Source organism: Streptococcus oralis, assembly GCF_026782085.1.
In the GTDB taxonomy this organism is placed as follows: domain Bacteria; phylum Bacillota; class Bacilli; order Lactobacillales; family Streptococcaceae; genus Streptococcus; species Streptococcus oralis_DA.
Genome location: NZ_JAKUVW010000004.1, coordinates 56,730 through 77,924 on the forward strand (window position 1 = coordinate 56,730; position 21,195 = coordinate 77,924).

Annotated in this window: 19 protein-coding genes and 1 other annotated feature; of the genes, 15 read left to right on the plus strand and 4 right to left on the minus strand. The window is 41.2% G+C overall.

Features of this window, described 5'->3' with window-relative positions:
- Positions 1–29 precede the first annotated feature (29 nt).
- Positions 30–2,558 (plus strand): MBL fold metallo-hydrolase, encoded by a 2,529-nt coding sequence (locus MK395_RS02370; protein WP_049477678.1) that lies wholly within the window; start codon positions 30–32, stop codon positions 2,556–2,558.
- Between the two features lie 46 nt (positions 2,559–2,604).
- Here the strand turns inward: MK395_RS02370 and MK395_RS02375 are convergent, their stop codons facing one another.
- Positions 2,605–4,083 (minus strand): oligosaccharide flippase family protein, encoded by a 1,479-nt coding sequence (locus tag MK395_RS02375; protein WP_049490167.1) that lies wholly within the window; start codon positions 4,081–4,083, stop codon positions 2,605–2,607.
- A gap of 122 nt (positions 4,084–4,205) precedes the next feature.
- Between MK395_RS02375 and mecA the strand changes: the two genes are divergently transcribed.
- The 13 genes from mecA to MK395_RS02440 all read left to right on the plus strand — a co-directional run bounded on the left by mecA (position 4,206) and on the right by MK395_RS02440 (position 17,974).
- Positions 4,206–4,946, plus strand: a complete 741-nt coding sequence (gene mecA, locus MK395_RS02380) for an adaptor protein MecA (protein ID WP_268711665.1) — start codon at positions 4,206–4,208, stop codon at positions 4,944–4,946.
- 148 nt (positions 4,947–5,094) lie between these two features.
- Positions 5,095–6,381, plus strand: a complete 1,287-nt coding sequence (locus tag MK395_RS02385) for a homoserine dehydrogenase (protein ID WP_000216365.1) — start codon at positions 5,095–5,097, stop codon at positions 6,379–6,381.
- A gap of 1 nt (position 6,382) precedes the next feature.
- A complete protein-coding gene (thrB, locus tag MK395_RS02390) occupies positions 6,383–7,252 on the plus strand; it encodes a homoserine kinase (RefSeq protein ID WP_084944633.1) in 870 nt (289 codons plus the stop codon).
- 258 nt (positions 7,253–7,510) lie between these two features.
- Entirely contained in the window at positions 7,511–8,449 is a 939-nt protein-coding gene (gene msrB, locus MK395_RS02395) for a peptide-methionine (R)-S-oxide reductase MsrB (RefSeq protein ID WP_084942711.1), read from the plus strand.
- A gap of 59 nt (positions 8,450–8,508) precedes the next feature.
- Positions 8,509–10,233, plus strand: a complete 1,725-nt coding sequence (locus MK395_RS02400; protein ID WP_268711200.1) for an ABC transporter ATP-binding protein — start codon at positions 8,509–8,511, stop codon at positions 10,231–10,233.
- A 1-nt stretch (position 10,234) separates the two neighbouring features.
- A complete protein-coding gene (locus tag MK395_RS02405; RefSeq protein ID WP_268711201.1) occupies positions 10,235–11,983 on the plus strand; it encodes an ABC transporter ATP-binding protein in 1,749 nt (582 codons plus the stop codon).
- A gap of 104 nt (positions 11,984–12,087) precedes the next feature.
- Entirely contained in the window at positions 12,088–13,347 is a 1,260-nt protein-coding gene (locus MK395_RS02410; protein WP_268711202.1) for a TRZ/ATZ family protein, read from the plus strand.
- 65 nt (positions 13,348–13,412) lie between these two features.
- Positions 13,413–13,548: a sequence feature (ribosomal protein L10 leader region), on the plus strand.
- Positions 13,549–13,586: 38 nt separating this feature from the next.
- Positions 13,587–14,087 (plus strand): 50S ribosomal protein L10, encoded by a 501-nt coding sequence (rplJ, locus tag MK395_RS02415; RefSeq protein ID WP_001287274.1) that lies wholly within the window; start codon positions 13,587–13,589, stop codon positions 14,085–14,087.
- Between the two features lie 75 nt (positions 14,088–14,162).
- Complete coding sequence (gene rplL / locus MK395_RS02420; protein WP_001196964.1) at positions 14,163–14,531, plus strand: 50S ribosomal protein L7/L12; 369 nt, start codon at positions 14,163–14,165, stop codon at positions 14,529–14,531.
- A gap of 232 nt (positions 14,532–14,763) precedes the next feature.
- Positions 14,764–15,666 (plus strand): DUF2268 domain-containing putative Zn-dependent protease, encoded by a 903-nt coding sequence (locus MK395_RS02425; RefSeq protein ID WP_268711203.1) that lies wholly within the window; start codon positions 14,764–14,766, stop codon positions 15,664–15,666.
- 62 nt (positions 15,667–15,728) lie between these two features.
- Positions 15,729–16,097 carry an EXLDI protein gene (locus tag MK395_RS02430; protein ID WP_065371957.1) on the plus strand — a complete coding sequence of 123 codons (369 nt, stop codon included), beginning with the start codon at positions 15,729–15,731 and terminating at the stop codon, positions 16,095–16,097.
- A 211-nt stretch (positions 16,098–16,308) separates the two neighbouring features.
- Complete coding sequence (locus tag MK395_RS02435; protein ID WP_268711204.1) at positions 16,309–17,313, plus strand: NADP-dependent oxidoreductase; 1,005 nt, start codon at positions 16,309–16,311, stop codon at positions 17,311–17,313.
- Between the two features lie 16 nt (positions 17,314–17,329).
- Positions 17,330–17,974, plus strand: a complete 645-nt coding sequence (locus MK395_RS02440; protein WP_268711205.1) for a TetR/AcrR family transcriptional regulator — start codon at positions 17,330–17,332, stop codon at positions 17,972–17,974.
- A 22-nt stretch (positions 17,975–17,996) separates the two neighbouring features.
- On the opposite strand, the gene MK395_RS02445 is transcribed toward MK395_RS02440, so the two are convergent.
- The 3 genes from MK395_RS02445 to gdhA are packed head-to-tail and all read right to left on the minus strand — an operon-like array spanning position 17,997 to position 20,043.
- Positions 17,997–18,179, minus strand: coding sequence for a hypothetical protein (locus tag MK395_RS02445; RefSeq protein WP_240146446.1), 183 nt, complete (start codon positions 18,177–18,179; stop codon positions 17,997–17,999).
- A complete protein-coding gene (locus MK395_RS02450) occupies positions 18,180–18,665 on the minus strand; it encodes a GNAT family N-acetyltransferase (RefSeq protein WP_084918214.1) in 486 nt (161 codons plus the stop codon).
- Between the two features lie 31 nt (positions 18,666–18,696).
- Positions 18,697–20,043, minus strand: coding sequence for an NADP-specific glutamate dehydrogenase (gene gdhA / locus MK395_RS02455; RefSeq protein ID WP_000199516.1), 1,347 nt, complete (start codon positions 20,041–20,043; stop codon positions 18,697–18,699).
- A gap of 205 nt (positions 20,044–20,248) precedes the next feature.
- On the opposite strand from gdhA, the gene MK395_RS02460 reads away from it, so the two are divergent.
- Entirely contained in the window at positions 20,249–21,184 is a 936-nt protein-coding gene (locus MK395_RS02460) for a dihydroorotate oxidase (RefSeq protein ID WP_268711206.1), read from the plus strand.
- Positions 21,185–21,195: the final 11 nt, after the last annotated feature.

Genomic DNA, 21,195 nt, shown 5'->3' on the forward strand with positions numbered 1-21,195 from the left:
CTTATTGTTAAGATAAAGGAGTTTTCAAGGTGAAAAATAAATGGTTATTAAAATCAGTCAGCTATAGTGTTCTCGCAGTCTTTCTATTACTGATTCAGTTATCGCAAGGAGTAAATGCAGATACCATTTCAGCAGGTTCGGGCAATCGTATCCATTTCATAAATACTAAAGCAAAATCTGGGAGTGACGCCATCCTTCTGGAAAGCAATGGTCACTATGCTTTGATTGATATGGGTGAAGACTATGATTTTCCTGATGGGAGTGACCCGCGCTATCCAAGCCGCTGGGGAATTTCCATGAGAAATTATCAAGTATTGGAGGATCGATTGATTCGCCACTTGGATCAAATAGGTGTAAAAAAATTAGATTTTATTATAGGAACTCATGTTCATAGTGACCATATTGGTGGAGCAGACGAAATACTCAATCGATATCAAGTCGGTAAGTTTTATTTGAAAAAATATTCAGATGATCGGATTACAGCAAACTGGGGACTATGGGATAATCTTTTCAATTATGATAATGCTTTGAGAGCAGCTCAAAAACGAGGAGTTACACTTATCCAGAATATTTCAGATGAGGATAGCCATCTAAAATTAGGTGATATGGATATCCAACTCTACAACTATAAGAATGAATATGATGCTGACGGGAATCTGAAAAAAGTTCGAGATGATAACTCCAACTCCATTGTTTCAGTAGTGACTGTGGCAGGAAAGAGAATCTATCTTGGTGGAGATTTGGATAATGCCGAAGGGGCAGAAGATAAGTTAGGTCCAGTTATCGGCAAGGTTGATATGATGAAATGGAACCATCATTATGATGCGACAATTTCAAATACGATTAATTTCCTTGAAAACTTATCACCAAAAATGATTATTCAGACAACTGGTGGAGATATTAATGTTGCTTCAACCAGAGAATACCTTCAGAAGAAAAATATTCAGGTTCTTCATGCTGCGAGCCAAACTCAAGACGCTACCGTTTTTGATATTAGCGATAAAGGATTTGCTAATGTTTCAAATACCTTCCCTGATATCCCTGTAGTTGACGAAAAATGGTATCAAGAAGATGGCTATTGGAAATATCGTTTGACTGACGGAGAAATGGCTATCGGCTGGAGAGAGATTGGCGGAGCCACTTATTTCTTTAATGGAAAAGGACAAATGCAAGCAGGTCGCTGGCTTCACCTTAACGACGACTGGGGAGAAAATGCCAAAGGGAATGATTACTATCTGAACCAAAATGGTAAAATGCAAACTGGTGGTTGGTTCAAACTAGATGACTCTTGGTATTATATCCAATCAAATGGTGCTAGACGATTTAGCGAGCTCTCTGAAATCGGAGGGAAAAAGTATCTCTTTGCAGCAGATGGGAAGATGCTAACAGGACATCAAGTCTATAATGGCAAGAAGATGTTCTTTAGCGAAAGTGGTGCACTCCAAACAGCAGGTAAGCCTTCAACTTGGCAAAAGATTGATTCAAATTGGTATTTCTATGATGAGGATGGGCTAAAGACCATCGGTAAAAAGAATATCAATGGAAGCACATACTACTTTAATCAAGAAGGTATCATGCAAACTGGCTGGGCCTTTGTTGATGGTCACTGGAACTATTTTGCAAGTTCTGGAGCTATGAAAACCGGCTGGGTCAAGGATCAGGAAACATGGTATTATCTGGATAAAGATGGCATCATGTTAACTGGTAGACAAGATATAAATGGTGTTCGTTACTATTTGAATGCTAGTGGTGCCATGCAGACTGGCTGGAAGTGGCAAGAAAATAGCTGGTACTTCTATACGAACTCAGGAGCTATGAAAACTGGTTGGTTGAAAGATAAAGAATCATGGTATTATTTGGATCCAGAAACAGGTATCATGGCTGTAGGATCTAAAGAGATTGACGGTAAGAACTATTTCTTCAGCTCTGCAGGTACTATGCAAGTTGGATGGCAGTGGTCAAATGATTCTTGGCATTATTACGCTACGTCGGGCGCACTCCAAACGGGTTGGTTAAAAGATGGTGATGCCTGGTATTATCTTGAAGGTAAGGAAGGCGTTATGTTAGTCGGCCTCCATCAAGTAGATGGTAAGCAATATTACTTTAGCAAATCTGGTGCCATGCAAACTGGCTGGAAATGGTTTGATAATCATTACCGTTACTTTGAATCAAATGGAGCCATGAAAACTGGTTGGATAAAAGACAAAGGCGTCTGGTATTATCTAAATCCTGAAGATGGGATCATGTTGGTTGGCCTTCATAAAGTAAATGGTGATCATTATTACTTTGATGAATCAGGAGCTATGCAAACAGGTTGGAAACAGTTTGATGGTAATTGGTACTATTTCCAAGCTAATGGTTCTTTGTTGAAGAACGCAACAACACCTGATGGTTACAAAGTAAACGAAGAAGGAATCTGGAAACAGGCTGTTGCTGCTGTAAATAGCGATGCAGTCAAGCCAGAACAGAAACAAGAAGCTAATTCCTCTATTGTTGAACAACCTAAACAAGATTCAAATCTAGAAGCCAATGCTTCTGATAAGAAAGAAAACGAATAAAGAAGAAATCCCCTACTGGCAACTAATTTATCAGTAGGGGATTTTTTTAATTTCGTTTTAATTTAGCAAGTACAAGGTTCAGTGCATAGTGGAGTGTTTTGTCTTTGGTAATAAAGAGGGTCAAGAGGTAATAGATACCACAAGTTGCCACGGTAGAAAGAACCATGAGAATCATATTAAAGTTTACTGTGTAGGAATTGATTTGGAAAATCATCTTGAAAATATAGAAGATTGGGATAAAACCAAGGGATATGAGGCTATAACGTGTTAAGGTTATAAAAATTTCTTTTAAACTAATCAGTTGGTGTTTCTTGATAAAATGAATTTCAAGTAAAACAACGATAGTTTCTGCGATAATGGTCGTAGCGATGTAATACTCAGGTGCAAAAATATTATTGAAATACAAGATGCTATTTAATAGTATATTGGCACCACCACCAAGGAAGTAGAAGGCGGTTAAGCGATTTTCATGGTCGTTGATAAAGATAATCTGTTTACCAAGAATCAACTCAATAGCCCAAATGATGGTACGAAAAGCGAAGACGCTAGTTACGATACCCGCTTCAAGATATTTTTCAGAAGAATAAATAACAGTTGCGTACCGTCCCAATATCATAATCCCGATACTAGTTGGAACCATAAGGAAATAGAATAAGGATGCCGCTTGATTCACGAGATAATTATAGGACTTGTAATCCTTTTTCCCGAGATAGTAGCCGAGGCGTGGAATACTGACGTTGATAGCTCCACTCAAGACACTGGCAATCAGCATGACTATACTATAGGCAATTGTATAGTAGGAAATATAGTTTTCATCCGGCCCCTTAGTGATAAACATTCTATCTAACAAGGTATAAAGCATATTAGCGTTCGCTAAGAGAAGCATAGTAAAGAGTGGTTTAGAAGCTTTGACTAATTCGACGAATCCAATCTTAACAAAAGAAACTTCTCTCTTAATCCAAAGAAAACTGAGCAGATAGTTGAGGATAGTGGTCGCTGTCATAACGATAGCATAAGGAACGATATCATCTGCCGTTTTAACAAAGGCGAAGATAGCGACCAGCATGGTAATTCGAATAATTAATGTTTTGTAGAGGATGAAGGCATAGTTTTCATAAGCCTCGTTCATCCATTCGATATTGAGAAATTGGAAGAGTGCTTGAGCCCCTAAGATGTAGTAGAGAACTTTCAGATTCTCAATGCTGGTGTCAAAGAAGATAATGAGGAAGTAGATACCTGTCGTCAGGAGAGAGGTGAAAACCGAGATATAAAACAACTTAGAAAAGACGTAGTTGATTTTATTCTTGTCATCCTTGACCTTACTAATAGCTCGAATCCCGTAGTTGTATATTCCAAAGGCAGCTAGTGGAATAACGAAACTTGCCCAGGTATTGGCTGTATTGAAATAACCGTAATTGGATTTGCTGAGAATCCGCGTCAGATAAGGATTGGTTATCAGTGGAAAAACGATATTGAGAATATTGACCAGCAAGCTGGCCAAGGCATTTACTTTTATATTTTTCATTGAACTTTCTTTCTTAAATCTAAAATCATATCTAGTATTATATCACATTCTCGCTTCATTCTTTTGATAAAATCGTAAAAATCTAGTATAATAGATAGACTGAAAGTATGAGGTTACTAGATATGAAGATGAAACAAATCAGTGATACAACACTGAAAATCACAATGACTTTAGATGATTTGATGGATCGGGGAATGGAGATTGCAGACTTTCTCGTTCCTCAGGAAAAAACCGAAGAGTTTTTCTATGCTATTTTAGATGAGTTAGAGATGCCAGACAATTTCTTGGATAGTGGCATGCTGAGTTTCCGCGTGACGCCAAAACCTGATAAGGTGGACGTCTTTGTGACCAAGTCCAAGATTGACCAAAATCTGGATTTTGAAGATTTGGCGGATCTACCAGATATGGAAGAATTAGCCCAATTGTCGCCAGATGAATTTCTCAAGACTCTAGAAAAGAGTATCGCAGAGAAAACCAAGGACGATATTGAAGCTATCCAATCTCTAGAGCAAGTCGAAGCAAAGGAAGAAGAGCAAGAGCAGGCAGACAAGGAGACTGAGAGTAAGAAAGAACCTTATATCTACTATATCCTGCGCTTTGTAAGCCTTGGTGACTTAGTTGCTTTTGCAAAGACGGTTAACTACCAGATGGAAACATCTGAACTCTATAAGATGAATGGACACTATTATTTGACAATCTTAGTTGATGTAGAAAATCATCCAAGTCCATATCCAGCTTGGCTCTTGGCTCGTATGCGTGAGTTTGCAGATGACAGTGACATCAGTCGTTCCATTTTGCAAGAGTATGGGCAAATCATGATCAATCACGACGCTGTGTTCGGTCTTCAAAAAATTAATTCATAGTTTTTAGAAATCAATTTTTACTTATCAGAAAAGGCGAATCAGATGATTCGTTTTTTCTTTACTAGACTGAAATAGTGATTTACTATAATAGGAATTTTCATAAAATTCTGTTATAATGGCTATATCAGAAAATTTCTAGGAGACAAACATGACAGTTAAAATTGCTTTACTTGGATTTGGTACCGTTGCAAGTGGTGTGCCATTCCTCCTAAAGGAAAATGGAGAAAAAATCGTTCAGTCAGCTCATTCAGAGATTGAAGTAGCCAAGGTATTGGTCAAGGATGAAGATGAAAAGAACCGCTTGCTTGCAGCAGGAAATGACTTTAACTTCGTAACCAATGTAGATGATATTTTATCAGACAAGGACATTACTATCGTAGTGGAATTGATGGGGCGTATCGAACCAGCTAAGACCTTTATCACTCGTGCCTTAGAAGCTGGGAAACACGTTGTTACTGCTAACAAGGACCTTTTGGCTGTTCATGGTGCAGAATTGTTAGAAATCGCTAAAGAGCATAATGTAGCACTTTACTATGAAGCAGCAGTAGCTGGTGGGATTCCAATTCTTCGTACTTTGGCAAATTCGTTGGCTTCTGATAAAATCACGCGCGTTCTTGGCGTCGTTAACGGGACTTCTAACTTCATGATGACCAAGATGGTCGAAGAAGGCTGGTCTTATGATGATGCTCTTGCGGAAGCACAAAGACTAGGATTTGCAGAAAGCGACCCTACAAATGACGTAGATGGGATTGACGCAGCCTACAAGATGGTGATTTTGAGCCAGTTTGCTTTTGGTATGAAGGTTGCCTTTGACGATGTAGCCCACAAGGGAATCCGCAACATCACACCAGAAGATGTAGCTGTAGCCCAAGACCTTGGCTATGTAGTGAAATTGGTTGGTTCTATCGAGGAAACTCCTTCAGGTATTGCTGCAGAAGTGACTCCAACCTTCCTACCTAAAGCGCACCCGCTTGCTAGTGTGAATGGGGTAATGAACGCAGTCTTTGTGGAGTCTATCGGCATCGGTGAATCGATGTACTACGGACCAGGTGCGGGTCAAAAACCAACTGCAACAAGTGTTGTAGCGGACATTGTCCGTATCGTTCGTCGCTTGAATGATGGTACCATTGGTAAAGACTTCAACGAATACAGCCGTGATTTGGTCTTGGCTAATCCAGAAGATGTCAAAGCTAATTACTACTTCTCAATCTTGGCTCCAGACTCAAAAGGTCAGGTCTTGAAATTGGCTGAGATTTTCAACGCTCAAGATATTTCCTTCAAGCAAATCCTCCAAGATGGTAAAGAGGGTGACAAGGCGCGTGTAGTGATTATCACTCATAAGATTAATAAAGCGCAGCTTGAGAATGTTTCAGCTGAGTTGGCCAAAGCTTCAGAATTTGACCTCTTGAATACCTTCAAGGTGTTAGGAGAATAGGATGAAGATTATTGTACCTGCAACCAGTGCCAATATTGGGCCAGGTTTTGATTCGGTCGGTGTAGCTGTTACCAAGTATCTTCAAATTGAGGTCTGTGAAGAACGGGATGAGTGGTTGATTGAACACCAGATTGGCAAATGGATTCCCCATGACGAGCGTAATCTTTTGCTTAAGATTGCCTTGCAAATTGCGCCTGACTTGCAACCGAGACGCTTGAAAATGACCAGTGATGTTCCCTTGGCGCGTGGTTTGGGTTCTTCTAGCTCGGTTATCGTTGCTGGAATTGAACTGGCTAACCAACTGGGCAATCTCAACTTATCTAACCACGACAAATTGCAGTTGGCTACCAAGATTGAAGGACATCCTGACAATGTGGCACCAGCTATCTATGGAAATCTTGTTGTTGCGAGCTCTGTTGAAGGGCAGGTTTCGGCGATTGTGGCAGATTTCCCAGAGTGTGATTTTTTAGCTTATATTCCCAACTATGAATTGCGCACTCGAGACAGCCGTGGTGTCCTTCCTAAGAAATTGTCCTACAAGGAAGCTGTTGCAGCTAGTTCGATCGCCAATGTGGCCGTTGCAGCCTTGTTAGCAGGAGATATGGTGACAGCTGGTCAAGCAATCGAGGGGGACCTCTTCCACGAGCGTTATCGTCAAAGTCTGGTCCGTGAATTTGCGACGATTAAGCAAGTAGCTAAAGAGAATGGTGCCTATGCGACCTACCTCTCTGGAGCAGGGCCGACAGTTATGGTTCTGGCTTCTCACGACAAGATGCCGGCGATTAAGGCAGAATTGCAAAAGCAGTCTTTCAAAGGCAAACTGCATGACTTGAAAGTTGATACCCAAGGTGTCCGTGTAGAAGCAAAATAAAGAATAGAAGATAGGATGGGGAAACTCTTGATTAGAGGGCTTCCTATCCTTTTTTTGAAAAGAAGTTTATACTCAATGAAAATCAAAGAGCAAACTAGGAAGTTAGCCGCAGGTTGCTCAAAACAGTGTTTTGAGGTTGTGGATAGAACTGACGAAGTTAGCTCAAAATACTGTTTTGAGGTTGCAGATGTAAGCTGACGTGGTTTGAAGAGATTTTCGAAGAGTATTAGTTAAAAACTTGATAAAGGAGAAATAAAGATGTCAGAAATTTATCTAGCAGGTGGTTGTTTTTGGGGCCTAGAGGAGTATTTTTCACGAATTTCTGGAGTGCTAGCAACCAGTGTCGGCTACGCTAATGGCCAAGTCGAAACGACCAATTACCAGTTGCTCAAGGAAACAGACCATGCAGAGACTGTTCAAGTGATTTATGATGAGAAGGCTGTGTCACTCAGAGAGATTTTACTTTATTATTTCCGTGTCATTGACCCTTTATCTATCAACCAGCAAGGAAATGACCGTGGTCGCCAATATCGAACGGGAATCTATTATCAGGATGAAGCAGACTTGCCAGCTATCTACACAGTGGTGCAGGAGCAGGAGCGTATGCTGGGTCGAAAGATTGCAGTAGAAGTGGAGAAACTTCATCACTACATTTTGGCTGAAGACTACCATCAAGACTATCTCAAGAAAAATCCTTCCGGTTATTGTCATATCGATGTGACCGATGCTGAGAAGCCATTGATTGACGCAGCCAACTATGAAAAACCTAGTCAAGAGGTGTTGAAGGAAAGCTTAACTGAAGAGTCTTACCGTGTTACGCAAGAAGCTGCTACAGAGGCTCCATTTAGTAATGCTTATGACCAGACCTTTGAAGAAGGGATTTATGTAGACATCACGACGGGTGAACCGCTCTTTTTCGCTAAGGATAAGTTTGCTTCAGGTTGTGGTTGGCCAAGTTTTAGTCGTCCGATTTCTAAGGAATTGATTCACTATTACAAGGATTTGAGCCATGGAATGGAGCGAATCGAGGTTCGTTCTCGGTCAGGAAATGCTCACTTGGGTCATGTCTTTACAGATGGACCTCAGGAGTTAGGTGGCCTCCGTTACTGTATTAATTCTGCATCCTTGCGCTTTGTAGCCAAGGATGAGATGGAAGAGGCAGGATATGGCTATCTATTGCCTTACTTAAACAAATAAAACGGAGAGGGTGGGGCTTCCCACTTTCTTCATTTCCAGAATAAGAATAGAAGGGATTTATGAAACACTTACTATCTTACTTCAAACCCTACATCAAAGAGTCGATTCTAGCACCCCTGTTCAAGCTGCTAGAAGCTGTTTTTGAACTCTTGGTTCCCATGGTGATTGCTGGGATTGTTGACCAGTCCTTGCCCCAGAGAGATCAGGGACACCTCTGGATGCAGATTGGCCTGCTCCTTATCTTTGCAGTGATTGGCGTTTTAGTGGCCTTGATAGCCCAGTTTTACTCAGCCAAGGCAGCGGTTGGATTCGCCAAGGAACTGACAGATGACCTTTATCGTCATATTCTTTCCTTACCCAAGGATAGCAGAGATCGTTTGACAACTTCTAGCTTGGTGACTCGCTTGACTTCGGATACCTACCAGATACAGATTGGTATCAATCAATTCCTGCGCCTCTTTTTGCGAGCACCTATTATCGTCTTTGGGGCTATCTTTATGGCCTATCGCATCTCGGCTGAGCTGACTTTCTGGTTTTTAGTTATGGTTGTCATTTTGACGATTGTCATTGTCGGTCTCTCTCGACTGGTCAATCCTCTCTACAGCAGTCTTAGAAAAAAAACGGACCAGCTGGTTCAGGAAACACGCCAGCAATTGCAAGGGATGCGAGTTATTCGTGCTTTTGGTCAGGAAAAACGAGAGTTACAAATTTTTCAAACTCTTAACCACATTTATGCCAGATTGCAAGAAAAAACAGGCTTCTGGTCTAGTTTATTAACACCTCTGACCTATCTGATTGTTAATGGAACTCTTCTCGTCATCATCTGGCAGGGATATATTTCTATACAAGGAGATTTACTCAGCCAAGGTGCCCTGATTGCCCTCATCAACTATCTCTTGCAGATTTTGGTGGAATTGGTTAAGCTCGCCATGCTGATCAATTCCCTCAACCAATCCTATATCTCAGCCAAGCGAATCGAGGAAGTCTTTGACGAGGCTCCAGAGGATATCCATTCAGAGTTAGAACAAAAACAAGCTACCGGTGATCGGGTTTTACAAGTCAAAGAGTTAACCTTTACCTATCCTGATGCGGCCCAGCCTTCTCTGAGAAACATTTCCTTTGATATGAAGCAAGGGCAGCTCCTTGGTATCATCGGAGGAACTGGTTCTGGTAAATCAAGCTTGGTGCAAGTCTTACTTGGTCTTTATCCGGCAGACAAGGGGAGCATTGACCTTTATCGAAATGGGCGTAGTCCTCGTAATTTGGAGCAGTGGCGGTCTTGGATTGCCTATGTGCCTCAAAAAGTCGAACTCTTTAAAGGCACTATTCGTTCCAACTTGACTCTAGGTTTCAATCAAGAAGTATCTGACCAGCAATTATGGCAGGCCTTGGAGATTGCGCAAGCTAAGGATTTTGTCAGTGAAAAGGAAGGACTCTTGGATGCCCTGGTTGAGGCAGGAGGTCGAAATTTCTCAGGTGGACAAAAACAAAGGCTGTCTATCGCACGTGCAGTCTTGCGCCAAGCTCCATTTCTCATCTTAGATGATGCGACCTCGGCCCTCGACACCATTACCGAGTCCAAGCTCTTGAAAGCTATTAGAGAAAATCTGCCAAATACGAGCTTAATCTTGATTTCTCAACGGACTTCGACACTTCAGATGGCTGACCAGATTCTCCTATTAGAAAAAGGTGAGCTCCTAGCTGTTGGTAAGCACGAGGAATTGATGAAGACTAGCCAAGTCTATCGCGAAATCAATGCATCCCAACATGGAAAGGAGGACTAACATGAGACGACAAACCGCAAACCAGACGCTCAAACGTTTGGCCATAGATTTAGCAAACCATCCTTTCCTCCTTTTCCTTGCCTTTCTAGGAACTATTGCCCAAGTTGCTTTATCGATCTACCTACCTATCTTGATTGGGCAGGTCATTGACCAGGTCCTCGTAACTGGTTCTTCACCAGTTTTTTGGCAGATTTTCATTCAGATGATCTTGGTAGTCATAGGAAATACTCTGGTACAATGGGCCAATCCTCTTCTTTATAATCGTCTAATCTTCTCTTATACCAAAGACTTGCGAGAGCGAATCATTCATAAGCTCCATCGTTTACCGATTGCTTTTGTGGATCGGCAGGGCAGTGGAGAGATGGTCAGTCGTGTAACCACAGACATAGAACAGCTGGCAGCCGGCTTGACCATGATTTTTAACCAATTTTTCATTGGCGTTTTGATGATTTTGGTTAGTATTCTAGCCATGCTTCAAATCCACCTCCTCATGACCCTCTTGGTCTTGCTGTTGACGCCGCTGTCCATGGTGATTTCACGCTTTATTGCCAAACGCTCCTATCATCTCTTCCAGAAGCAAACAGAGACGAGAGGAATTCAGACTCAGTTGATTGAAGAGTCTCTTAGCCAGCAAACTATTATCCAGTCCTTTAATGCTCAGACAGAGTTTATCCAAAGACTGCACGAGGCGAATGGCAACTACGCAGGTTATTCTCAGTCAGCTATCTTTTATTCATCAACGGTCAATCCTTCAACTCGCTTTGTCAACGCACTCATTTATGCTCTTCTTGCTGGAGTAGGAGCTTATAGAATCATGATGGGGTCCACCTTGACCATCGGACGTTTAGTGACTTTTTTGAATTACGTCCAACAGTACACTAAGCCCTTTAACGATATTTCTTCTGTTTTAGCCGAGTTGCAAAGTGCTCTCGCTTGTGCAGAGCGTGTCTATGCTGTCTTAGAAAGTCCAGAGGTGGCTGAAACAGGTAAGGAAGTCTTGACCAGTGACCAAGTGAAGGGAGCCATTTCCTTTAAGCATGTTTCTTTTGGCTACAATCCTGAAAGAATCTTGATTAAGGACTTATCCATCGATATCCCAGCTGGCAGCAAGGTAGCCATCGTTGGTCCGACAGGTGCTGGTAAGTCAACTCTTATCAATCTCCTCATGCGTTTTTATCCTATTAACTCGGGAGATATCTTGCTAGACGGTCGTTCCATTTACGACTATACCCGAGCGTCATTGAGACAGCAGTTTGGCATGGTACTCCAAGAAACCTGGCTTAAGCAAGGGACCATTCATGACAATATTGCCTTTGGAAATCCTGATGCCAGTAGGGAGCAGGTGATTGCTGCCGCAAAAGCAGCCAACGCAGACTTTTTCATCCAACAGTTGCCACAGGGATACGATACCAAGTTGGAAAATGCAGGAGAATCTCTCTCTGTCGGTCAAGCCCAGCTCTTGACCATCGCCCGAGTCTTTCTAGCTATTCCAAAGATTCTTATCTTAGACGAGGCGACTTCCTCCATCGATACACGGACAGAGGTGCTAGTACAGGATGCCTTTGCCAAACTCATGAAGGGGCGCACAAGCTTTATTATTGCTCACCGTTTGTCAACCATTCAGGATGCGGATTTGATTCTTGTCTTGGTAGATGGTGACATTGTGGAGCATGGTAACCATCATGATCTCATGGATAGAAAGGGCAAGTATTACCAAATGCAAAAAGCTGCGGCCTTTAGCTCTGAATAAGTCATTCCTACCCATTTAAATTCTTAATGACACTAAAAGTTGCCTTCGGGTGACTTTTTTGTTACAATAGCTAGAAAAAATCAAGGTCTTAGAAGGAGAAAACAATGAAAGTCTATCAGCATGTAAATATCGTGACTTGTGACCAAGATTTCCATGTTTATTTGGATGGTGTCTTAGCCGTTAAGGATTCTCAAATCGTCTATGTCGGTCAAGAGAAGCCAGAGATTTTAGAGCAAGCTGAGCAGATTATAGACTATCAGGGAGCCTGGATTATGCCTGGTTTGGTCAATTGCCATACCCACTCTGCTATGACAGGCTTGCGAGGGATTCGGGATGATAGCAATCTCCACGAATGGCTCAATGACTATATCTGGCCAGCAGAAGCAGGATTTACTCCCGATATGACTACCAAGGCAGTCAAAGAAGCTCTGACAGAGATGCTCCAGTCAGGGACAACAACCTTCAACGATATGTATAATCCCAATGGTGTGGATATTGAGCAAATTTATCAGGCAGTCAAGGCCTCTAAGATGCGTTGTTATTTCTCACCGACCCTCTTTTCTTCAGAGGCAGAAACAACTGCTGAGACTATAAGCAGAACACGAGCCATCATAGAGGAAATCTTAGGATATGAAAATCCAAATTTCAAGGTTATGGTAGCTCCACATTCTCCGTATAGTTGTAGTAAAGATTTGTTGGAAGCAAGCTTAGATATGGCAAAAGAGCTGGACATTGCCATACATATCCATGTAGCGGAGACCAAGGAGGAGTCAGGAATTATCCTCAAACGCTACGGCAAACGCCCCCTCGCCTTTCTAGAAGAACTAGGTTACTTAGATCATCCGTCTGTCTTTGCTCATGGGGTTGAACTAAACGAGAGAGAAATTGAATGCTTGGCGACTTCTCAAGTGGCTATCGCCCACAATCCTATCAGTAATCTAAAACTGGCCTCAGGAATCGCTCCAATCATCCAACTGCAAAAAGCAGGAGTAGCAGTCGGAATTGCGACTGACTCGGTTGCTTCCAATAACAATCTAGATATGTTTGAGGAAGGACGGACTGCAGCCCTTCTTCAAAAGATGAAAAGTGGAGATGCCAGCCAATTTCCTATTGAAACAGCCCTCAAAGCTCTGACGATAGAGGGTGCTAAGGTTCTTGGAATGGAAGGACAGATAGGAAGCCTAGAAGTCGGCAAACAGGCAGATTTTCTGGTCATTCAACCACAAGGAAAAATCCATCTTCAACCTCAGAATAATATGCTCTCTCACCTGGTTTATGCTGTCAAATCCAGTGATGTCGATGATGTTTATATCGCTGGAGAACAGGTGGTTAAGCAAGGCAAAGTTTTGACAGTAGAGATTTAAAAAAAATATTTCAAAAAAAGTCTGCAAAAATCTTGCATTCTTTTTTTGTCTATGCTATACTTATATACGGTTTGAAAAAACTGCCTAAGACAGTAGGGGAGCTCGACTCATAAGTATCCTACCGAGGACAAAACGTATCATGTAAAAAGAAGCGTATTGTACTTTCGTGTCTAGGTTTGGGCGCGTTTTTCTTTTGGAAAAATTCCCCAAGCAAAATAATTACGGAGGTGAACACACTAATGAGTGAAGCAATTATTGCTAAAAAAGCGGAACTAGTTGACGTAGTAGCTGAAAAAATGAAAGCTGCTGCATCTATCGTCGTTGTAGACGCTCGTGGTTTGACAGTTGAGCAAGATACAGTTCTTCGTCGTGAGCTTCGTGGAAGCGAAGTTGAGTATAAAGTCATTAAAAACTCAATCTTGCGTCGTGCAGCTGAAAAAGCTGGTCTTGAAGATCTTGCATCAGTATTTGTTGGACCATCTGCTGTAGCATTTTCTAACGAAGATGTTATCGCACCAGCGAAAATCTTGAACGATTTTGCTAAAAACGCTGAAGCACTTGAAATCAAAGGTGGTGCAATCGAAGGCGCTGTCGCATCTAAAGAAGAAATCGTTGCTCTTGCAACTCTTCCAAACCGCGAAGGACTTCTTTCTATGCTCCTTTCTGTACTTCAAGCGCCAGTGCGCAACGTTGCTCTTGCAGTCAAAGCGGTTGCAGACAACAAAGAAGACGCAGCTTAATCTTAAGCTACGCAGCGTAGCCTAGCTACGAAAAAAACTATTATAAAATTTAAAACTTATTTGGAGGAAATAACAATGGCATTGAACATTGAAAACATTATTGCTGAAATTAAAGAAGCTTCAATCCTTGAATTGAACGACCTTGTAAAAGCTATCGAAGAAGAATTTGGTGTAACTGCAGCTGCTCCTGTAGCTGTTGCTGCAGCTGGTGCTGCTGACGCTGGTGCTGCTAAAGACTCATTTGACGTTGAGTTGACAGCTGCTGGTGACAAAAAAGTTGGCGTTATCAAAGTTGTACGTGAAATCACTGGTCTTGGACTTAAAGAAGCTAAAGAACTTGTTGATGGTGCACCAGGTGTCATCAAAGAAGGCGTTCCAACTGCAGAAGCTGAAGAAATCAAAGCTAAATTGGAAGAAGCTGGAGCTTCAGTTACTCTTAAATAATAGAGCAACTACATTAGTAGCTTAAAAAACATATAAAACCGCTATTCTTAGGAGTAGTGGTTTTTTCTGTTACGATTTAAAATGGGTAAACCTACTTGAAATTATGGTCTGATACGAAAGTTCTAGTTTTTTTACTAACAATTACTAGAATCTTGATATAATTTCAATTTTCTTCTTGACTCTGACCTTAGGTAAGGGATTATACTAATAATAGATAAGAAAGGAGATTACCATGCAAATCAATATGATTCGTTCAGATAAAGTTTACCAAGAGATGCTCGAGCTTCCTTTGGAAAAGAGAGAAGGTTGCTTTCGAGCTAAAATATTAGCACCTTTTGCAACCAAATACCAAACGCAACACATTCCTCTGAAAGCAAAGTATCCTGGAGGATTTGATGCTCTTTTCCTACTTGGCTTTATGAATCAGTTACCCTCAACTCTCTCAGAAAAGGATAGACCAGCTATCGACTCTCTGAGCTCTGATCAACTCTGGCAAAATTGTCAAGATACCATCAAGAGGAGTATTGGTCTTTTTGAGCAGGCTGGCTATGACTTAGTGGTTGAGGATTACCATTTTACTATTTTATTGGGCAATCCAGAAAAACCTATGCTACAGCTCAATAAGGGTTACAGCGGAGATGGAGGAATTCCAGGTTATCTCATGCTTAGTCTGCTACCAAATGACTATACTTTACCACGTGTGCAGGCGGCGTTGGCTCACGAGTGCAACCATAATGTCCGCTTCCAATTTATCAAATGGAATCAGCAGACGACACTAGCAGACTGGGTAGTCAGTGAAGGCTTGGCAGAGTCTTTTGCGGCTGAGCTCTATGGCGAGGATCTCATCGGACCTTGGGTCACTTCAACTAGTTCCGAGCAGTTAGAAGAGATTAAGCCTATCATCTCCAGTCAGCTACAGCTAACGGGGATGGCGGAAATGGCTCCTTATCTCTACGGTGATGAAATCGCGAAGATACAGGGTCAAATTCCGGTTGGTATGCCCTATGCTGCAGGCTATGCTTATGGCTATCATCTGATACAAGCCTATCTGAAAAAGACTGGCAAGAACATTATTGAGGCTACAGTGACGCCTACAGAAGAGATTTTAGAGGCGACTAAAGACTTTTGGAAATGATACTTTTGCTTGCAAATCTGCCAGAGTTTGATATAATGAAAGTAATTTTTGGAGGTGACTATATGCACTATAAAAGAGTTGAATTGAAAGTCACAAATCAAGGTATCCATGAGCGCAAGATTTTTCAAGGTGTTAAGATTTTTAGTCGCAGTAAATTGTCCAAAGATCAGAAAAGTATTCTAACACAGAAGCTTTACCTGACTCCGAAGCAAAACATTGTTTACTATCAACGTACAGACGTCAACTATGACCAGAACTGGCATCATCATAAGGACTATTACGAATTAGCTTATGGTCAGATGGATAGAGAGACGGTTTTTAAGGTTTGCCAAGATTTTGACGAGCTAAGTCCTTTTCTGGAGAACGAGCTGCTGGAGAAGCTAAAAGAAAAGCAGTCTGCAGGCAAATTTTTTGAAAAATTAGATATATAAAAATCCGGTTGCTTTTATAAGCAGTCGGATTTCTTTGAGTTCTAGTTTGATAATCTTTCATAAGGGAAAATAGCTCTATTTTTATCATGAGCAGTTTTTGTTAGAAGTTGTGGAAACAGTATAGTTGAAATCTATGAAGAATAAGTGTATAATCAAGAAAAAATGATTGAGTGCTCACTCAATTTTGTAGATGTGTAAAGGAGTTCATACAATGGTTGTTCAAGCAATACAATATAGTCATTTCGGTGATGAAGAAGTGTTAGATTTAGTGAACATTAAATCTGATTCTTTGAAACTGAATCAAGTGAGGGTAGAAGTTCATGCAGTTGGTTTAAATCCTATTGATTATAAGACTTTTGAAGGTGCAAAGCCACTCCGATTTCTATCTTTTATGACAAAACTCAGGAACCCAAGTCGTTGGTTTGAGTCAAAATCATCTCTTTTTCCAAGAGGTGTTGGTCGGGATTTTGCTGGAGTTATCACAGAAATTGGTGAAGGAGTAAGTAGGTTTGCAGTAGGGGATAAGGTTTTTGGAACAATGATCAGTGACCCTGGATTGGAAACCAAGAGGGGAGCTTTGGCAACAGAAATTTGTGTCAATGAATCAGAAATTGTGTTGAAGCCAGAGATGATTGATATGAACCATGCAACTACTATGGGTGTAGCCTCTTTAACAGTGGGAGGTGCTTTTAGAAAGATTGAGCTAAACTCTAAAGATGTTGTAGTTATTTCAGCAGCAGCAGGAGGTATTGGAAGTATCGCAGTACAGTATGCGGTTGCTAAAGGGGCAACGGTTATTGGAATTGCGAGTAAGAAAAATTCAGATTATCTAAAGTCCTTAGGTGCCATACCAGTAGCTTACGAAGGAAACATCCAGAATGCTCTTCTATCAGCAAGTGCAAAGCCAATTACAAAATTCTTGGATTGCTATGGAAGTGATTATGTTAAATTGGCTTTCAGTTTAGGATTGAAGGGCACGGCTATTGGAACGCTAGTACCTTCACCATATGTTATGATAAGAGGAGCTCAGTTCACGGGTCCGAGACATTCTACATATGATGATTTTAACACTCTAGCGGAAATGGTCTCAGATGGGAAGGTTCGGCTGAATATTGACCAGGTTTATGATTTTTCTCTAAAGTCAGTTAGAGAGGCATATCGTAGCCTGAAGTCGGGACATACTCGAGGTAAGAAGGTTGTAAAAGTAAGAGAGTAGCAGAGAGGTGCCAGCAATGGAAAGTTTAGAACAAAAGTATGCTCAGACATTAGAAAATAGCAACTTGAGTTTAAAACAACGTCAAGTTTTATTATCAAGTCTAAAGTTATTTTCAGAAATTGGCTTTGAAAATACAACAGCTAGCCTTATTTCTAAGGAGGCTGGAGTTTCAGAAGGGACAGTTTTTAGTTACTTTAAAACCAAGGAAGGCATCTTAGAAGCTATTCTGTCAACTTTTCTCGAACAGGTTATTCCAGATGTGATTGCTGATTTTTCTGAGAAGAAATTTACAGCAAACCAAGAGTCTTTTCCGCTATTTCTGAGAAGCATTGTTCGAGATAGACTAGTTTTCATTCAGAAGAATCAAATGCAAGTTAAAATTCTCTTGAGTCGTTCTTTTATTGATAAAACTATTTCTGACCAGTTAGGGAATGTCATTGTTCACTCTATCATTAAGCCAATTAGTTCAGTCCTGAATCAGTTTAAAGAAAAGGGTGTTATCCGAGATTGGTCAAATGAAAGAATCGTTCGTTATATTTTAGCTTTGAGTCTTTCTTATATTATTCCAATGATGTTGAATGATAAGGAAGATGTAAACATAGATGAAGCAGTAAACGAAATTGTTGAATGCCTGTCTTTTGCCTTAGTAGAAGTAAAGTGAATTTTGATTTTTAAGCTTACTATTAAAAATAGTGAGCTTTTTTAAAACCAATATAAAAATCCCCAATCAGAGTGATTGGGGATTGAAAAATAAATTGAAACAATACCTTTACTATCATAGCCTTGGCTACATTGTTAAAAGTTGTTTTAGCTGTGTTGTGGTTCTTGGTCATGATGTCTTCGAGTCGACCAGAGTATACTGCCATCTATTCATCTGATAAGAGGGATTTTATCATCCAGATATTCATAGCTGGGTGGCCGGCAGCGTTAGAAAGTGGTTGTTGCAGTGATGTGAAACCATAGTGCTGATAGATGGCCACAGCCGTAGCCAGTTCAGTAGAGGTTTCTAGATAAAGCTGTTCATAACCAGCTAGATGGGCTTCCTGGAATATCCTCTTTATCAACCTGCTGGAATAACCTTTGCCACGGCTATTTTTAGTGACGTACAGTTTTTGTAATTCAGCAATCTTATCAGACGCAGGTGCAAAGCCACCACAGCCAACCAGCTGACCTTCATCTTCCAGAATAAAGTAAGCTGCTCTCTCTTGCTGTTGATAGTAGTCGGCCAAATAATCTAGATGAGAATCAAAGTAGACAGTTCCAGGTTTGTCAAGCCCGAATTCTTCAAGACTAGCTCGAATGAGCTGCGCTACAGCTGGATTATCTCTTACTTCCATTGGCCGTAAGTTCATCATTTGTCCTCCGATAGGATGTATCGACTAATTAAACAATACCTTGTGCAATCATAGCGTTTGCTACGTTTTCGAAGGCAGCGATATTTGCTCCTGCAAGGTAGTCAGTACCAAGACCGTATGTTTCAGCAGTTGTTTTAGCTGTATTGAAGATGTTTGTCATGATGTCTTTGAGACGTCCATCAACTTCTTCACGAGTCCATGAAAGGCGAAGGCTGTTTTGGCTCATTTCAAGCGCTGAAACGGCTACACCACCAGCGTTGGCAGCTTTGGCAGGTCCGTAAAGGATTCCGTTTTCTTTGTAGACTTTAATCGCGTCAAGGTCACTAGGCATGTTAGCACCTTCAGATACGCAGATAACTCCTTGAGCAACCAAACGTTTAGCTGCTTCGCCGTTGATTTCGTTTTGAGTCGCACATGGAAGAGCGATGTCGTAGTTACCAGCGTAAGTCCATACAGAACCTTCATGGTAAGTAGCAGTTGCTTTCTCAGCTGCGTACTCAGTCAAACGAGCACGGCGTTTTTCTTTAACATCAACCAAAAGATCAAAGTCAATACCATTTTCGTCGATGACATAACCGTTTGAGTCAGATACAGAGATAACAGTTGCACCAAGTTCAGTCGCTTTTTGAAGAGCGTATTGAGCTACGTTACCAGAACCTGAAATAACCACTTTCTTACCAGCAAAACTGTTACCATTAGCTTTGAGCATTTCTTCAGTGTAGTAAACCAATCCATAACCAGTTGCTTCTGGACGAATCAAGCTACCACCAAATCCAAGAGGTTTACCAGTCAAGACACCCGCATCAAATTGGTTAAGACGTTTGTATTGTCCGTAAAGGTAACCAATTTCGCGTCCTCCAACACCGATATCACCAGCAGGTACGTCAAGAGATGGTCCGATGTATTTTTGCAATTCAGTCATGAAGCTTTGGCAGAAGCGCATCACTTCAGCGTCAGTCTTTCCTTTAGGATCGAAGTCTGACCCCCCTTTTCCTCCACCGATTGGAAGTCCAGTCAAGACGTTTTTAAAGATTTGTTCAAAGCCGAGGAATTTCAAGATCCCTTGGTTCACAGTTGGGTGGAAACGAAGTCCGCCTTTATATGGTCCAACAGCTGAGTTGAATTGAACACGGTAACCACGGTTGACTTGGACTTTTCCATCACGGTCCACCCAAGGCACACGGAAAGAAATCACGCGCTCAGGCTCAGTGATACGTGCCAAGATGTTTTCTTCGATATACTCGGGATGTTTTTCAAATACAGGTTCCAAAGTGCTGAAGAATTCTTCAACCGCCTGGAGAAATTCAGCCTCATGCCCGTTACGAGCTTTCACAGTTGCAAACACGCTTTGGATATAGTCTTTAGCAGATGTCATATCGTTCTCCTTTTTGTTGTTATATTTTATTACATGAGCCATTATAGCAGAATTTTTTTTGAGTGTAAAGAAAAAAACAGAAATTTTCTAAAAATTCTTTCAATTTACAAAACCGAACGTTTTATATAGAAATTAGTTTCTCAAAGAGAAAATCTTAAAGTATGGTATAATATTAGAAATAAAAGGAATCTGGAGGATCAGAATCATGGTATCAACGAAAACACAAATAGCTGGCTTTGAGTTTGACAATTGCTTGATGAATGCTGCGGGTGTTGCTTGTATGACGATAGAAGAGCTTGAAGGGGTCAAAAACTCAGCAGCGGGTACTTTTGTCACGAAGACAGCGACCTTGGACTTTCGTCAGGGCAATCCTGAGCCACGCTACCAGGATGTTCCACTTGGTTCTATCAACTCCATGGGCTTACCAAATAATGGCTTGGACTACTATCTGGACTATCTTTTGGACTTGCAGGAAAAGGAGCCAAACCGAACCTTCTTCTTATCTCTAGTTGGCATGTCTCCAGAAGAAACACATACCATCTTGAAAAAAGTTCAAGAGAGTGAATTCAAAGGACTGACAGAGCTTAATCTCTCTTGTCCAAATGTTCCAGGAAAACCTCAGATTGCCTATGATTTTGAGACAACAGACCGTATTTTGGCAGAAGTCTTTGCCTACTTTACCAAACCTCTTGGAATCAAATTGCCACCTTATTTTGATATTGTTCACTTTGACCAAGCGGCTGCTATTTTCAATAAGTATCCACTCAAGTTTGTTAACTGTGTTAACTCTATCGGAAACGGCCTTTATATAGAAGACGAGTCTGTCGTGATTCGTCCTAAAAATGGTTTTGGTGGCATTGGTGGAGAGTATATCAAACCGACCGCTCTTGCTAATGTGCACGCCTTTTACCAACGTCTCAATCCTCAAATCCAAATCATCGGAACGGGTGGCGTTCTGAACGGACGTGATGCCTTTGAACATATCCTCTGTGGTGCCAGCATGGTGCAAGTAGGGACTACCCTTCACAAAGAAGGCGTAGGTGCTTTTGAACGCATTACCAATGAACTGAAAGCTATTATGGCGGAAAAAGGGTACGAGAGCCTAGAAGATTTCCGTGGGAAATTGCGCTATATTGATTAAGTTTAATAAAA

What these genes read in the sequence shown, in the direction of transcription:
- MK395_RS02450 (WP_084918214.1), bottom strand. Translation starts at nt 18,665, where the DNA reads ATGAACTTACGGCCAATGGAAGTAAGAGATAATCCAGCTGTAGCGCAG.
- MK395_RS02425 (WP_268711203.1), top strand. Translation starts at nt 14,764, where the DNA reads ATGCAAATCAATATGATTCGTTCAGATAAAGTTTACCAAGAGATGCTC.
- MK395_RS02445 (WP_240146446.1), bottom strand. Translation starts at nt 18,179, where the DNA reads ATGGCAGTATACTCTGGTCGACTCGAAGACATCATGACCAAGAACCAC.
- MK395_RS02410 (WP_268711202.1), top strand. Translation starts at nt 12,088, where the DNA reads ATGAAAGTCTATCAGCATGTAAATATCGTGACTTGTGACCAAGATTTC.
- MK395_RS02385 (WP_000216365.1), top strand. Translation starts at nt 5,095, where the DNA reads ATGACAGTTAAAATTGCTTTACTTGGATTTGGTACCGTTGCAAGTGGT.
- mecA (WP_268711665.1), top strand. Translation starts at nt 4,206, where the DNA reads ATGAAGATGAAACAAATCAGTGATACAACACTGAAAATCACAATGACT.
- rplL (WP_001196964.1), top strand. Translation starts at nt 14,163, where the DNA reads ATGGCATTGAACATTGAAAACATTATTGCTGAAATTAAAGAAGCTTCA.
- MK395_RS02375 (WP_049490167.1), bottom strand. Translation starts at nt 4,083, where the DNA reads ATGAAAAATATAAAAGTAAATGCCTTGGCCAGCTTGCTGGTCAATATT.
- thrB (WP_084944633.1), top strand. Translation starts at nt 6,383, where the DNA reads ATGAAGATTATTGTACCTGCAACCAGTGCCAATATTGGGCCAGGTTTT.
- MK395_RS02460 (WP_268711206.1), top strand. Translation starts at nt 20,249, where the DNA reads ATGGTATCAACGAAAACACAAATAGCTGGCTTTGAGTTTGACAATTGC.
- MK395_RS02435 (WP_268711204.1), top strand. Translation starts at nt 16,309, where the DNA reads ATGGTTGTTCAAGCAATACAATATAGTCATTTCGGTGATGAAGAAGTG.
- rplJ (WP_001287274.1), top strand. Translation starts at nt 13,587, where the DNA reads ATGAGTGAAGCAATTATTGCTAAAAAAGCGGAACTAGTTGACGTAGTA.
- MK395_RS02405 (WP_268711201.1), top strand. Translation starts at nt 10,235, where the DNA reads ATGAGACGACAAACCGCAAACCAGACGCTCAAACGTTTGGCCATAGAT.
- MK395_RS02440 (WP_268711205.1), top strand. Translation starts at nt 17,330, where the DNA reads ATGGAAAGTTTAGAACAAAAGTATGCTCAGACATTAGAAAATAGCAAC.
- MK395_RS02430 (WP_065371957.1), top strand. Translation starts at nt 15,729, where the DNA reads ATGCACTATAAAAGAGTTGAATTGAAAGTCACAAATCAAGGTATCCAT.
- MK395_RS02400 (WP_268711200.1), top strand. Translation starts at nt 8,509, where the DNA reads ATGAAACACTTACTATCTTACTTCAAACCCTACATCAAAGAGTCGATT.
- msrB (WP_084942711.1), top strand. Translation starts at nt 7,511, where the DNA reads ATGTCAGAAATTTATCTAGCAGGTGGTTGTTTTTGGGGCCTAGAGGAG.
- gdhA (WP_000199516.1), bottom strand. Translation starts at nt 20,043, where the DNA reads ATGACATCTGCTAAAGACTATATCCAAAGCGTGTTTGCAACTGTGAAA.